We start from the raw sequence: 12,561 nt of genomic DNA, 5'->3' as shown, positions 1-12,561 counted from the left end.
TCCTCTACGAGCATTCGCATAACGATCATCGCTGCTCCTTATTCTGCCACGGTTATCTCAGACTAAGGATAGACAAGATTAGTGGAAATGCACTGACGGATGCAGGTTCAAAACGCAGCCTCTTGCCGATTCAGCGCTGGCGTCGGGCAAAGGCTCTGCCAGCCGCTTCGTCCGCCAGTTTTTGCTCTTTCGCGTCCTGAGCCTGAAGTTCTTGTTGCCGGCAAGTCTCAATATAGCGTTCCATGCCCCGCTTGCGCTCCCAGGCTTGCAGCCACTCAAGCCGGCGCGCTTCAAAGACCTGCTCCGCTTGCTGGAGTTGCCTCTGCTGCTGGGCAATGACCTGGTCGAGCTGACCAATAAAGGCCTGCCACGCCTGCAACCGCGCAACGGCCACAACGCCCTGCTGGCTGGCCCGAATCTGGTCCCGATATTCCTGTTGGTAGCGTTCCAGGTTCTCGACTTGCTCTTTGTGTGCTTCCACCTGCTTTCGAGCTTCACCCAGGCGATCAAGAGCTTCACTCTCTTTACGCTCTTCCAACGCAAGAACCACTTCCAACCGCTTAGAGCGCAACATCAGCCGTTACTCCGATCAGCCGCCGCGCCGGGTGCGGCGCTTCTGACCCGATCCGGCGAGCGCCGTTCTGGCACAACCGCCAATAGCTGCTCAATGCTCTCGGCCAGCGGTGCGCTTTCGTTAAGCTCTTGCTGGAGGAATTGGCGCATGTTGGCAATGTGCTGGATGGCAAAATCGGTTTCAGGATCAGAGCCTTTAACGTAGGCGCCCACGCTGATGAGATCGCGGGCTTGCTGATACCGGGAATAAACCTGTTTGAACCGCTGGGCTCGGGAAAAATGATCCGGCTGAGTGACCTGAGGCATCACCCGGCTGATTGAAGCTTCGACATCAATCGCAGGATAATGCCCCTCTTCGGCCAACCGACGCGACAACACAATGTGGCCGTCAAGTATCGCCCTGGCCGCGTCGGCAATCGGGTCCTGCTGGTCATCACCTTCGGTCAGTACGGTATAGAACGCGGTGATCGAGCCACCTCCCGGGCGCCCATTACCGGTGCGCTCAACCAATTGAGGCAATTTGGCAAACACCGAGGGCGGGTACCCTTTGGTTGCCGGTGGCTCACCCACTGCCAGCGCAATTTCTCGCTGGGCCTGGGCATATCGGGTTAATGAGTCCATCAAGAGCAACACCCGCTTGCCTTGGTCGCGATAGTATTCGGCGATCCGCGTAGTCAACATGGCGGCACGCAGGCGCATCAACGGTGAGTCATCAGCCGGTGATGCCACCACCACCGAACGGGCCAGACCTTCATCACCCAAGATGTCTTCAATGAATTCTTTAACTTCCCGGCCCCGTTCACCGATCAGGCCGACAATGGTGATATCGGCATCGGTAAATCGGGTCATCATGCCCAGCAACATACTTTTACCGACACCACTACCGGCAAACAGCCCCAATCGCTGGCCCTGCCCCACGGTCAGAAGTGAATTAATGGCTCGGATACCAACGTCCATTGACTCGCGCACAGGCGCTCGATGGAGGGGGTTTATGATGTCTCCGCTCAGTGGAACCCTGGCTTCCGCCTGCAGCGGGCCCTTTGCGTCCAACGGCTCGCCGGCACCGTTCAGAACACGGCCTAGCATCTGCGGCCCAACCGGCACTCGACTCGCGGAAGAAAGGGGAATGACTCTGGCGCCAGGCTTCAGACCTTCAATGGCGGCAAGGGGCATGAGGTAGACTTTGTCTTCTTCGAAGCCCACCACTTCGGCTTCAACGCTGCCGGCACCTTGACCTTCGATCACACAGCGATCGCCAACCACCATCGGGCAACCTACACACTCGAGCGTCAGCCCCACCATTCGCGTCAGACGACCAGAAAGTTCAGGCTCGGGCTCCTGCCCGATCGCCGCCTGAAGTTGCTCCAGACGGTCAAGCAGTCGGGAGGTCATCACTGTCATCCTGGGTGCCGTGATTCGGTTCTACTCCCGAGGATTCCCCGGTATCGCTAAGAAGATCCCGGTGAAAATCGGTTAAGTCGCCCATCGAAGCACCGGCTTGATGGGTTTCGGACTCACCCTCGCCGGCCAGTTGTTCTTCCAGCATATTCTGAACAGCCCGCTGAAAGCGCTTCTCGACGGTGTAATCCACCAGGCTATTACGGGTTTCCACCCGACAACCGCCGGGCATCAAACTGTCATCCTGAATGATCGAAGGTTTGGCTTCCAGACGCTCCGCCACTTCACTGACCGGCTCAAAATCGTCCGGGTGGATGAATACGCGCACATTATCGGTTGTTGACGGCAGCGACTTGAGCGCTTTACGGACAACATCGCGGATCTGTGAGGTATCAATGCTGAGTTCTCGAAAGACCACCGCTCTGGCCAACACCGTGGTCAGGTTGACCAGCGCCGATTCCAATTCTTCCTCATGGCGTGATATGGGAGCCAGCAATTCACCCAACACCTGATCCAGGCGCTCCATACGGGAAGCGTTTTCTTGCTGGACGGCTTCGGCAGCCTGCTGCTGGCCTTGCTCCCGACCTTCCGCTTCGCCGGCCGCCCGGCCTTCTTGATGGCCGTCCGCTCGCCCTTGGGCAAAGCCTTCCTGGTAGCCGGCCTCGCGACCTTCCTGATAACCGTCTTGGCGGGCCGCTTCGCGAATCTCTTGCAAATTCGCCGCCGTTAGCGGCTTAACCTCTTCCTCTCGAGCGATCTGGTTGCCTTGCTCGTCCAGCAATGGCAGTTCCCACCGCTCCCAGGCAGTCAGGTTTTCTTTGGGGATAAGCTTGTCGTCCTGATCAGATTTTTTCATCACATCATTTCTTCACCGGCGCCGCCCAGCGATATTTCGCCAGCTTCTGCCATTCTACGTGCCACCGTGATGATGTCTTTTTGCGCAGCCTCAACTTCACTGACCTTAACCGGACCTTTCGCCTCCAGGTCATCCTGCAGCAATTCGGCAGCCCGTTTGGACATATTGGCGAAGATCTTGTCTTTCACCGCTTCATCGGCGCCCTTGAGCGCAACCACCAACACCTCGGATGACACTTCTCTGAGCAGGGCTTGAATACCCCGATCGTCCACGTCTTTGAGGTTATCGAACACGAACATGAGGTCTTCGATGGTGGTGGCCAGATCCGGGTCCATATCTTTAATGGAATCCAGCAAACTGCCCTCGATCGAACGATCCATGAAGTTCATGATATCTGCAGCTCGTTTTACACCGCCGATTCGGCTGGCCTGGCCGGCTGACCCACCCGAGAACTGCTTTTCAAGAATGCTGTTGAGCTCTTGCAGCGCCTGCGGCTGAATGGTTTCCAGCGACGCCACCCGCATCACCACATCGAGCCGGACTTTCGGATCGAGCGTTGCCAGAATTTCGGCGGACTGGTCCGGGTCAAGGTAGGAAATGACAATCGCCTGAATCTGCGGGTGCTCGTAACGAATAATATCGCCGACTGCACGAGGCTCCATCCACTTCAGGGTATCTAAACCGGTGGTATTACCGCCCACCAGAATCCGATCGATCAAACTGGCCGCTTTGTCGTCGCCCAGTGCCTGGGTCAGCATGGCACGGATGTATTCGTCATTACCGACACCCAGACCCGTCTGAACACCGACGGCATCAACAAACTGATTCAGGACGAACGACACCTCGTCTTTGGTGACATCCTGCATCTGTGCCATCGCCACGCCCACTCTCTGAACTTCTTTCGGGCCCATGTGTTTCAGCACTTCTGCTGCATCGCTTTCACCCAGCGACATCAGCAGAATCGCAGCCTGCTCGACGCGCGAGATTTTACGTTGCGGGGCTTGCCCCTGTCCGGCATTTTGATCAGTCATCAACGTTCACCCACTGGCGCATGACCTGTGCAACCCGGCTGGGATCTTCTGCAATCAGGCCTTTGAGTGCATTCAACTGCCTATCATAACTGTCTGTCGCGCCCGGCAACAGCAGATCATCCTGAGACGACATGGCATTCTGCAGGGCCTTATCGCCCTCCAGGCCGTCTAACGAATCGTAGCCATCACCGTCTGAGCCAAGCCCGCGATCACGTTGGCCTCCACCGGACAGCGCCTTCAATGTCGGGCGCAACAAGCCGAGCACCAGAATCAGGATAACCAGACCGGCCAGCACCTGCTTCATCAAATCCCAGAACCAGGGCTGCTCCCAGAAACCCGGCTGTTCGAAGGTAACCGTCTCCTCTGGCGCGAACGGGGTATTCATGACGGTGACACTATCTCCCCGCTCGGCCGAGTAGCCAACCGCATCACGTACCAGCATCGCCAACCGCTGTAATTCCGCTTCCGGCCAGGGTTCATAGGTTACTTCGCCGGTTTGCGGGTCCACCACTTTCATATCATCAACTGCCAACGCAACGGTGACTCGCTTCACGGCCCCCAACTCTTGGCGGGTATAGCTTACGGTCCGGTCGATTTCGTAGTTTCGAGTGGCTTCTTTACGCACGTTTACCGGCGGCGCAATCGGATTGCCATCTTCATCAACCGCAGCACCGGCCACTTCCGGCACAGTCGCTTCACCCGGCGGCTGATTCGAAAGCGCCCCGGGCACCCCGGACATCAGATTGCCCGCGCCACGCTGTTCGGTCAGTTCACGCTCACTCCGAATGGCCTGTTGCTCTGGGTTATAAAGCTCTTCCGCTCGCTCGACTGCAGAGAAATCCAGATCGGCAGACACTTCTGCGCGATACCGGCCATCACCGACGATGGGCGAGATCAGCGATGCCACCCGGCGAGACAAGCGCTCTTCAACACGGCTGGTGTATTCATACTGATCTTTCATTCGATCCGTGTCGGCCTTGAGATTGGATTCCTCCCCGGTCAGCAAGTTGCCGTTCTGATCCACTACGGTCACTTGATCGCGGTTCATCATCGGGATGCTGCCGGCAACCAGATTCACGATGGCGCGGATCTGCTCTTGCTCCGGGCGTCGGCCTGCAAACACTTCCAGAAAGATCGAAGCACTGGGCTCGCGGGCATCACGAATAAACACGGAGCGCTCCGGAATGGCCAGGTGAACCCGGGCATTTCTAACGCCGCGCATGCTGGCGATGGTTCGGGCCAGCTCGCCTTCCAGGCCACGACGGTAGCTGATGGTTTCCATAAACTGGGAGGTGCCCAACCCGCGTTCCTGGTCGAGCAGTTCGTAGCCAATGGTTTTCCGATCGGTAACACCCTCTGCCGCCAGTTTCAGCCGGGCGTCATAAACCTGTTCGGACGGCACCAGCAACGCACCGGTGCGGGTATCCATTTTGTAGTCAATGCCGCTGCTGTCCAGAATGCTGGTAACGTCCTGCGGATTGTAGGCGGACAAATCCCCCACCACCGGTTGGTAGTTGGGTTCCTGGGCCCACAGCACCACGGCAACACCCAGCGCCACGCTGGCGGCCAATCCAACCATCAAACCCACCTGCCGCAGCAGGTTCAGGCGGTTGAACCCGAGCAACATATCGCTGCGGGTTTGGGATGCACCGGAATCCTGGGATGCCGGCAGATCGGAGGCGTTGGTTTCTGCAGGTAAGCTTGCCATGCTGTTGCTCCGTTATCAGATCGGCATATTCATGATGTCTTCATAAGCCCTGACTACGCGGTTTCGCACCTGGGTCAACGCTTCAAAAGACACAGTCGATTTCTGAGCAGCAATCATCACCCGGGTGATATCAACGTTAGGGTCGCCCATCTCATAGGCCGTGCGCAGTTCACTGGCCTGCTTCTGCATGTCGTTCACACCATTGACCGCTTTGCCCAGCATATCGTTAAAGCTGGGTACTTCTTTGGTTTCCTGAACCGGCCTTGGGCCATCCACTCGGCCACGCACAGACTGATCTTGTTCAACACGCTGATTCTGCATCATTTGGGATCGCAGATTCCGAATCTCGGACAGAACGTTGTTAATGTCGGCTCGTTGGACCATTTCACTCTCCCGGCTACCCCGGCGGGGCATCAGTTATTCGCTCAATACCAGATGCAAAGCAAACTGCAGGCCAAAACAGACTTTCACTTATAATTCAATGAATTAAATAAAATCAAAACCAGCCAGAAAAAGAGGTTGACGTTTTTTTGACTGCGCCGGTTACGGAAACCACAGCGCAAACAAAAAAGCGGCACCCACAAAGGGTGCCTGAAAGAGTTAACACGAAGGAAGGAAAACGCTGTTACGCCAAGGCAAGCTCAGCATCAAGATCGATACCGGCATCGCGCATCTGTGCCAGCTTGTAACGCAGGGTTCGCGGACTGATACCCAATTGCTCTGCAGCCCGGTTACGGCGACCACCCTCGTTTCTGAGGGCCTGAATAATCATACGGAATTCCTGCTGACGCAGATCGCTGCCCAGCGAACTGGCCACGTCTGTAGCAAAACCAACATCGGCGCCCTCCTCATCAAGTGGGGCAGACACGTCTGCGACCGGCACAGGTATATTCTGTTGAACGGCGGGCTGAGACATATCGACAGCCCCGGTTATCCCCATTTCAAGGCAAAGATCACCGGCATGAATGACATTTCCCTGGTGGAGCACCAGCGCGCGCTGAACTGCATTATCCAACTCCCGAACATTCCCGGGCCAGCTGTACTCGGTCATGGCCTTGCGGGCATCGTCGGCAAAACTGATGCCGGTCAGTTTCATTTTGCGACTATGTTTTTTCAGAATCGACTTCGCCAACGGCATGATGTCGAGAGGTCGCTCACGCAGCGGCTGCCAGCGCATGGGGAATACCGTTAAACGGTAGTACAAATCTTCGCGAAACTTGCCTTCTCGGACGTAATCTCCCAGATCACGGTTGGTGGTCGCCAGCACACGCACATCCAAAGGAATGGTTTTGCGGCCACCCACGCGCTCCACTTCCCGTTCCTGCAAAACGCGCAGCAACTTAGACTGAAGCCCCAGCTCCATTTCTGAAATTTCGTCGAGCAGTATGGTGCCGCCATTCGCCTGCTCAAACTTGCCCGGGGACGTTGCCACCGCACCGGTAAAGGCACCTTTTTCATGCCCGAACAGAATCGCTTCGAGCATATTCTCCGGAATTGCAGCGCAGTTGATGGCCACAAACGGCTTGTCTGCACGGGGCGATTGCTCATGAATAAAGCGCGCCAGCACTTCTTTACCTGTGCCACTTTCACCCGAAATCATCACCGTTGAATCACTGGCGGCGACTTTCGTAGCGAGCTGGAACATACGCTTGCTGACCGGATCTTCCGCGATCGGCTGATCGCCGGAGGCTTGGCGCGCCCCACCCACAACCTTGCTGACCGCCTCCACCAGAACCTGTGGCTCGAACGGCTTGACGAGATAATCAATCGCACCCGACTGCATGGCCGACACCGCATGACTGATCTGACCATATGCGGTAATCAGCATCATCGGCAGGCCGGGATACAGGCGCTGCACTTCTACCAGAAGCTGATGACCAGACATCCCTGGCATGTTCACATCGCTGATCACCATATCTACTGGTGTACGTGCCAGGCTCGAAAGAGCCTCTTCCGCGTTGGCCGCCTCACACACCCGATACCGCGCCAGCTCCAGTGTTGTCACCAACGCTTCTCTGAGATCACGATCATCTTCAACGATGAGAATGTGAGCCTTTGCCATGATTGATGCCTCCAACGTGTCTTTAAACCCGACCTGCCAGTGTCGGCAGTTGTATGATCGCAACTGCCCCACTCTGACCGGCAGACTGAATCGAAAACTCACCTCGATGAGCCTTAACCACTGCCTGAACCACCGCCAGACCCAAACCTGTACCATGGGACTTGGTGGTATAGAACGCTTCCATCATTTTGTGCGCCTGCGCCGGCTCAAAGCCTGGCCCATTATCCTGTACGCGAATGTCCAAACCCTTCGCTGAGGTTGTGAGGTGCAATGTGACTTCCGTCGCGCCGGCTTCCAGGCTGTTATTAACCAAGTTCGTGCAGGCTCCGACCAACGCGTCGCGGTTGCACATCAGGCTGCACTCGCCATCAACCTCGGGGGCCACCGTCACGGAGATGCCGGCCTCAAGGCTCAAACCATCCACCGCGGCCTCCAAAGCTCCGATCAACGTTTCCACTGGCAGCTCTTCGGCGAGCCGGGTTTCGCCTCTCGCAAAAATCAGCATATCCCGGACCTGGTGTTCGAGGTGGCTGAGCCGAGACATCAATTTGGAGGCGCAGCGCTGGCGCAGGTCTTCATCAAGATCGGGCTGACCAAGGTGGCCACCGTAAAGAATCGCAGCCGAAAGCGGCGTCCGAATTTGGTGTGCCAGCGACGCCACCATCTTCCCCATGGCCGACAAACGCTGGGCATGAGCTAACTGGGATTGCAGCTGACGCGTTTCGGTAAGATCAGTCAGCAGAATCAGCTGGCCCGGCTGATTTTCCATGGTTCGAATCTCGATACTGACCCGACGACCATCCTTTAGCGACACCTCGTGACCATCATCACTACGAGGGGAAAAACACCGGCTGATAACATCCACCCAGCGCTCACCGTCCAGAGGTTCACCCAGCAGTGCCAAGGCGGCGGGATTGCACTGGCTGACGACACCTCGCTCATCCAATACCACCACGCCGGCTGGTAGGGCTTTCAACAAGGTAGAGAGACGGTCCGCCAGCTGCTCTTTTTCTTCCAGCTCTTGCTGGCGCTGCTGCGACTCCTGGGTGAGTTCTCCGGACAATTGATTGACGCGAGATTCAAGGGTCCGATAGGAATCAGTGATCTGACGCGACATCTGGTTGAACAATTCCAGCGCCGAGCCCACCGCCTCTTTATCCTGCTGCGGGAACAGCGATGTAACTTTGTCGTTCGCATCCGCAGCCGCGTTCGGAGCTGTTTCAGCCTGCGCTGAATCGACCAGAAACTGTACCTGACTCATATCTTCCTCCTGACACCGACCTCGCGGCCAGAACACCCGGATTTATCAATTAGAGCCAGTTAAGCCATTAACGTGCCAAATCTAATTTTTTCTTATATTTCAAGAGGAAAGAAAACTCACAAGGAAGGAAGTGACGACTTTACGTCGTTTATCGAAGCGTGCAATGCCAAAGGTTTCAATCCTTTGACACTGCACAAAGGTAGGTGTCAGGATTCAGCGGCGTCGTCCCGCAAGCCATATTTGCGGACCTTTTCAACCAACGTTGTGCGGCGAATTCGCAACTTCTCTGCAGCCCTGGCCACAACACCCGAAGCCTCATCCAAGGCCTGCTGGATAAGTTGGCGCTCCAGACTGGACAAATAGTCCTTGAGGTCGATGCCGTTTACGGGAAGAAGCGCCGGGGAGTCGAGCCCCACAAGCCCGGGAATCGCGGAGGGCATGCCGGTGTCCTCAACTGGGCGGTTCTCATCATAGTCGTCCACGTAGCGGAATTTTTTCGGCAATTCCTGCACACCGATCACCCCATAGGGGTGCATGATCGCGAGCCGCTCGACCAGGTTGGCCAATTCTCTGACGTTCCCGGGCCAATCATGCCGGCAAAGGCTCATAATTGCGGCCGAATTCATTCGCAAGGAGCCGCGCTTTTCTTTTTCCATTCTGGAAATCAATTCATTGATCAGCAGTGGCAGATCTTCGACCCGATCCCTCAAAGCGGGCATTTCAATCGGAAACACGTTGAGGCGATAGTAAAGATCTTCCCGGAAGTCGCCGGACTCAATCATCTCCTCGAGATTTTTGTGAGTAGCGGCGATGATGCGAACATCGGCGGTTTGCGTTCGGTTACTGCCGACCCGCTCGAAAGTCCGTTCCTGCAGAACCCGTAGAATCTTGACCTGCATATTGAGCGGCATGTCGCCAATCTCGTCCAGAAACAGGGTTCCCCCCTCGGCGAGTTCGAAGCGGCCCACGCGAGATGTAATCGCGCCGGTAAAGGCCCCCTTTTCATGACCAAAAAGCTCACTTTCCAGCAGTTCTGCCGGGATTGCGCCACAGTTAACCGGCACAAACGGCTTATCCCGGCGCGAAGAGTGGTAATGCAAATTACGGGCAACCACCTCTTTGCCGGTACCGGATTCCCCTGTGATCAGAACGCTGACTTCTTTGTCTGCGACTTGCTCCATCAACTGGCGAACTTGCTGCACACGCCGGCTGGTACCCACCAGACTCCGGAACAACTGCACGCCGCGTTGCATTCCCCGATCGGGAGCCCGGCTAAACTGATCACGGTAGATCTGAGCCCGATAGAGTGAATCAACGAACTTGGTGTAGTTGAGCGGCCACTCCATGTGCGCGATCAACCGGGACGCATGGTCTTCCGGCAATTGCGTTGCATCGAGATCCCCCACCAAAAGAATAGGCAGCCCGGGCGAGGCCTCACAAACCGATGCAATAACAGGCTTGGTGCTGTGATCTTCACCATGAACAACCACAACCGATACTTGGTCTATCTGGCCAGCCTCACCGTCTTGCAAAAGCGCCATTGCGTCGTCACCGGCCACAACCTGCTCTTCACCCACAAATTCCAGAATAGTGATCAGATCACGCTGTCTGGCTTCGTCGTTGCTGAGCACCAGCACTTTATTATTTTGAGGCATTCACGAAGATCTCTATCGAAGGATTTGAGCGGTATTTAAGACTGTCTTCGGCCCGGAGTCAATTTTATGACACTGCGCGCGATCCATAGCCGAAAGCCATCAGAAATCACTTTGTGCGGTTACCGGAAACATTGGCGTAAGTTGCCGCTGCATTGCGATTCTGATTCACTCCTTGCAGCGACTGCCGAGCCTCATCGCGAGCTTTGACAGCCCCCCGCCCCGCCACTTCGACAAACCTGTTAAGGGCTTCTAATCGCGGCTTAACCTGGGTCGGCGACACAGCCCCCTGCTCCATTGCTTCCATTAAAGGGGCGACAATCGGTTTAACTTGTTGATTGAGGACGATCAACGCCTCCCAATCTTCTGCGTTTAACGCCGCTTCGAGCTGTTCATGCAAAGAATCGAGATCCGCCAAAAGGACATCAGGATTAGCCACCACTAGGTCACCTATTCAAAGTTGATGCAGAAAAGATCTGGCGAAACCGGTAAAGCAGCCGCGCTCCAACCGGATCGCGGCATGGGGTAGCGCTTTAACGGCGAGCCGCCCGGCGGGCAGCGGAGGCCGTAAATTCGTTCCGACGGTATCCCGGCGAGAAATCATAGGCGGGGTACCCGTCGTCCAGACCGTCAATGTAATAACGCTGAGCTTTTAGGTCGTACGTCATTTCCATAGTAGTCCAGAACACCGGCTGGCTGTAATAGCTGATGTTATGCGCTTCGGAAACACGCCACAGTTCGCCTTTATCGTTGTATTCTTCCGACGCCAGAATCTGCCAACTGTCCTCATCGATGTAGAACACGCGGCGAGCGTAGATATGCTGGATCCCGGTACGACGCTTTGCTTCTACCACCCACACCCGGTGCAGCTCATAGCGGGCCAACTGCTGGTTAATATGGTTCGCGCGAATCACATCTTTCGGGCGAACGTCGCTATCGTGCAGCTTATAGGCGTTGTAGGGCACCAAAAGTTCGCGCTTTCCCTTGAGCTCCCAGTCGTATTGATTCGGGGCCCCGTTATACATGTCCTTCTGATCCACTGATCGCAACGACGAGGAGTTCGGCAGATCTGTTTCGTAGGCCAGGTTGGGTGAACGGCGCAAACGGCGGGAACCGGAATCGTAGCGCCATGCCAGACGAGGTGAGCGCACCTGATCGAGAGTCTCGTGTACAAGGGTAATCGTGCCGGCCAATGTACTGGGTGCCAAAGTGTCCGTTTTCAGGAAGAAAATCTTGTTGTCGATATCGGCCAGATCAGCGCCGGGGCGGCTGTACGCGAAATAATAATCGTACTGGTTAACCACCGGGTTAAATGAACCGTCGCGCTGAGGGGTTGCCGACCCACTTCGGAAGGATACTTCCTCTCCTCGGTAGCGAAGGATGTGATTCCAGATCACTTCCAATCCGTTTTTCGGAATCGGGAAAGGACTGGTCATGATGGTTTTTCGAACACCGTTGCCGTTGTCCAACAACTCGGCCGTTAAGGCGTTCTCGTAGGATTTCTGATAAACCTCTTCAGGAAAAGCTGCAGTCCGGCGAGTTTGATAGACCGGCATGAAAAAGTTGGGGCCATACTGTTCAAGCATCTGGATATGGCCATCGGTCAGCTTGTCCCTGTATAGATCCAGGTTTTCCCGTGTAACCACAAACAGCGGCTCATCTTCTGGAAACGGATTGACTTCAACCTCGCCCTCTTTCCAGTTCGCTGGAGGTTTTGCCAAGCCGCCCTGCCAAGCCGGAATAGTGCCGGAATCGTTGGCCGCTCTAACCGCGCCGACCGGGGTCAACTCGTTCTTTAACCGCTTAGCTTCCTCAGGAGCCACCTTGGCCCACGCGGCACCGGACATACTCAACGCGGCAATGGTGACCGCCGCTAACAATCGGTTTCGCATTCCTTATTCTCCAAAAATGATCTTTTGAGCATCCTCACGCTGCCCCAAGTGGCCCTTTTTGCCAAATTCAAACAACCGTTTCAAGAAATTCTTTGTAGTTTCTTGTGTCTACGCACAAACCACAGAAG

At 55.8% G+C, this 12,561-nt stretch carries 11 protein-coding genes; all 11 read right to left on the bottom strand.

Translation table 11 applies throughout. The features are described from left to right. Positions 1-130: 130 nt before the first annotated feature. Positions 131-574 (bottom strand): flagellar export protein FliJ, encoded by a 444-nt coding sequence (gene fliJ, locus JAO79_RS07720; protein ID WP_199006682.1) that lies wholly within the window; start codon positions 572-574, stop codon positions 131-133. Continuing rightward, positions 574-1,965, bottom strand: coding sequence for a flagellar protein export ATPase FliI (fliI, locus tag JAO79_RS07715; protein ID WP_199006681.1), 1,392 nt, complete (start codon positions 1,963-1,965; stop codon positions 574-576). Before fliI ends, fliJ begins: the two co-directional genes overlap by 1 nt. Further along, positions 1,946-2,827, bottom strand: a complete 882-nt coding sequence (locus tag JAO79_RS07710) for a flagellar assembly protein FliH (protein ID WP_199006680.1) — start codon at positions 2,825-2,827, stop codon at positions 1,946-1,948. The genes fliI and JAO79_RS07710 overlap by 20 nt, the downstream gene beginning before the upstream one ends. Beyond that, complete coding sequence (gene fliG, locus JAO79_RS07705; protein ID WP_199006679.1) at positions 2,827-3,858, bottom strand: flagellar motor switch protein FliG; 1,032 nt, start codon at positions 3,856-3,858, stop codon at positions 2,827-2,829. The genes JAO79_RS07710 and fliG overlap by 1 nt, the downstream gene beginning before the upstream one ends. After that, complete coding sequence (gene fliF, locus JAO79_RS07700) at positions 3,851-5,566, bottom strand: flagellar basal-body MS-ring/collar protein FliF (protein WP_199006678.1); 1,716 nt, start codon at positions 5,564-5,566, stop codon at positions 3,851-3,853. The genes fliG and fliF overlap by 8 nt, the downstream gene beginning before the upstream one ends. Before the next feature lie 15 nt (positions 5,567-5,581). Beyond that, the gene (fliE, locus tag JAO79_RS07695; RefSeq protein ID WP_199006677.1) at positions 5,582-5,950 is read right to left on the bottom strand and encodes a flagellar hook-basal body complex protein FliE; all 369 of its coding nucleotides are present in this window, start codon (positions 5,948-5,950) and stop codon (positions 5,582-5,584) included. Between the two features lie 241 nt (positions 5,951-6,191). Then, positions 6,192-7,628, bottom strand: a complete 1,437-nt coding sequence (locus JAO79_RS07690) for a sigma-54-dependent transcriptional regulator (protein WP_199006676.1) — start codon at positions 7,626-7,628, stop codon at positions 6,192-6,194. A gap of 22 nt (positions 7,629-7,650) precedes the next feature. Beyond that, positions 7,651-8,889 carry a sensor histidine kinase gene (locus JAO79_RS07685; RefSeq protein ID WP_199006675.1) on the bottom strand — a complete coding sequence of 413 codons (1,239 nt, stop codon included), beginning with the start codon at positions 8,887-8,889 and terminating at the stop codon, positions 7,651-7,653. Positions 8,890-9,095: 206 nt separating this feature from the next. Next, positions 9,096-10,544 carry a sigma-54 dependent transcriptional regulator gene (locus JAO79_RS07680; protein WP_199006674.1) on the bottom strand — a complete coding sequence of 483 codons (1,449 nt, stop codon included), beginning with the start codon at positions 10,542-10,544 and terminating at the stop codon, positions 9,096-9,098. Positions 10,545-10,650: 106 nt separating this feature from the next. Beyond that, entirely contained in the window at positions 10,651-10,980 is a 330-nt protein-coding gene (locus JAO79_RS07675; protein WP_199006673.1) for an SOS cell division inhibitor, read from the bottom strand. Between the two features lie 94 nt (positions 10,981-11,074). Then, the gene (locus tag JAO79_RS07670; RefSeq protein WP_199006672.1) at positions 11,075-12,433 is read right to left on the bottom strand and encodes a DUF1329 domain-containing protein; all 1,359 of its coding nucleotides are present in this window, start codon (positions 12,431-12,433) and stop codon (positions 11,075-11,077) included. Positions 12,434-12,561: the final 128 nt, after the last annotated feature.

The sequence above is a fragment of the Marinobacter litoralis genome, assembly GCF_016427555.1.
Lineage (GTDB): Bacteria > Pseudomonadota > Gammaproteobacteria > Pseudomonadales > Oleiphilaceae > Marinobacter > Marinobacter litoralis_A.
This window is presented reverse-complemented; position numbering and strand designations above follow the sequence as displayed.

Excerpts from the sequence above, each read along its gene's own strand:
- fliG (WP_199006679.1), bottom strand. The coding sequence starts at position 3,858 with ATGACTGATCAAAATGCCGGACAGGGGCAAGCCCCGCAACGTAAAATC.
- JAO79_RS07685 (WP_199006675.1), bottom strand. The coding sequence starts at position 8,889 with ATGAGTCAGGTACAGTTTCTGGTCGATTCAGCGCAGGCTGAAACAGCT.
- JAO79_RS07710 (WP_199006680.1), bottom strand. The coding sequence starts at position 2,827 with ATGAAAAAATCTGATCAGGACGACAAGCTTATCCCCAAAGAAAACCTG.
- fliJ (WP_199006682.1), bottom strand. The coding sequence starts at position 574 with ATGTTGCGCTCTAAGCGGTTGGAAGTGGTTCTTGCGTTGGAAGAGCGT.
- JAO79_RS07690 (WP_199006676.1), bottom strand. The coding sequence starts at position 7,628 with ATGGCAAAGGCTCACATTCTCATCGTTGAAGATGATCGTGATCTCAGA.
- fliF (WP_199006678.1), bottom strand. The coding sequence starts at position 5,566 with ATGGCAAGCTTACCTGCAGAAACCAACGCCTCCGATCTGCCGGCATCC.
- fliI (WP_199006681.1), bottom strand. The coding sequence starts at position 1,965 with ATGACCTCCCGACTGCTTGACCGTCTGGAGCAACTTCAGGCGGCGATC.
- fliE (WP_199006677.1), bottom strand. The coding sequence starts at position 5,950 with ATGGTCCAACGAGCCGACATTAACAACGTTCTGTCCGAGATTCGGAAT.
- JAO79_RS07680 (WP_199006674.1), bottom strand. The coding sequence starts at position 10,544 with ATGCCTCAAAATAATAAAGTGCTGGTGCTCAGCAACGACGAAGCCAGA.
- JAO79_RS07670 (WP_199006672.1), bottom strand. The coding sequence starts at position 12,433 with ATGCGAAACCGATTGTTAGCGGCGGTCACCATTGCCGCGTTGAGTATG.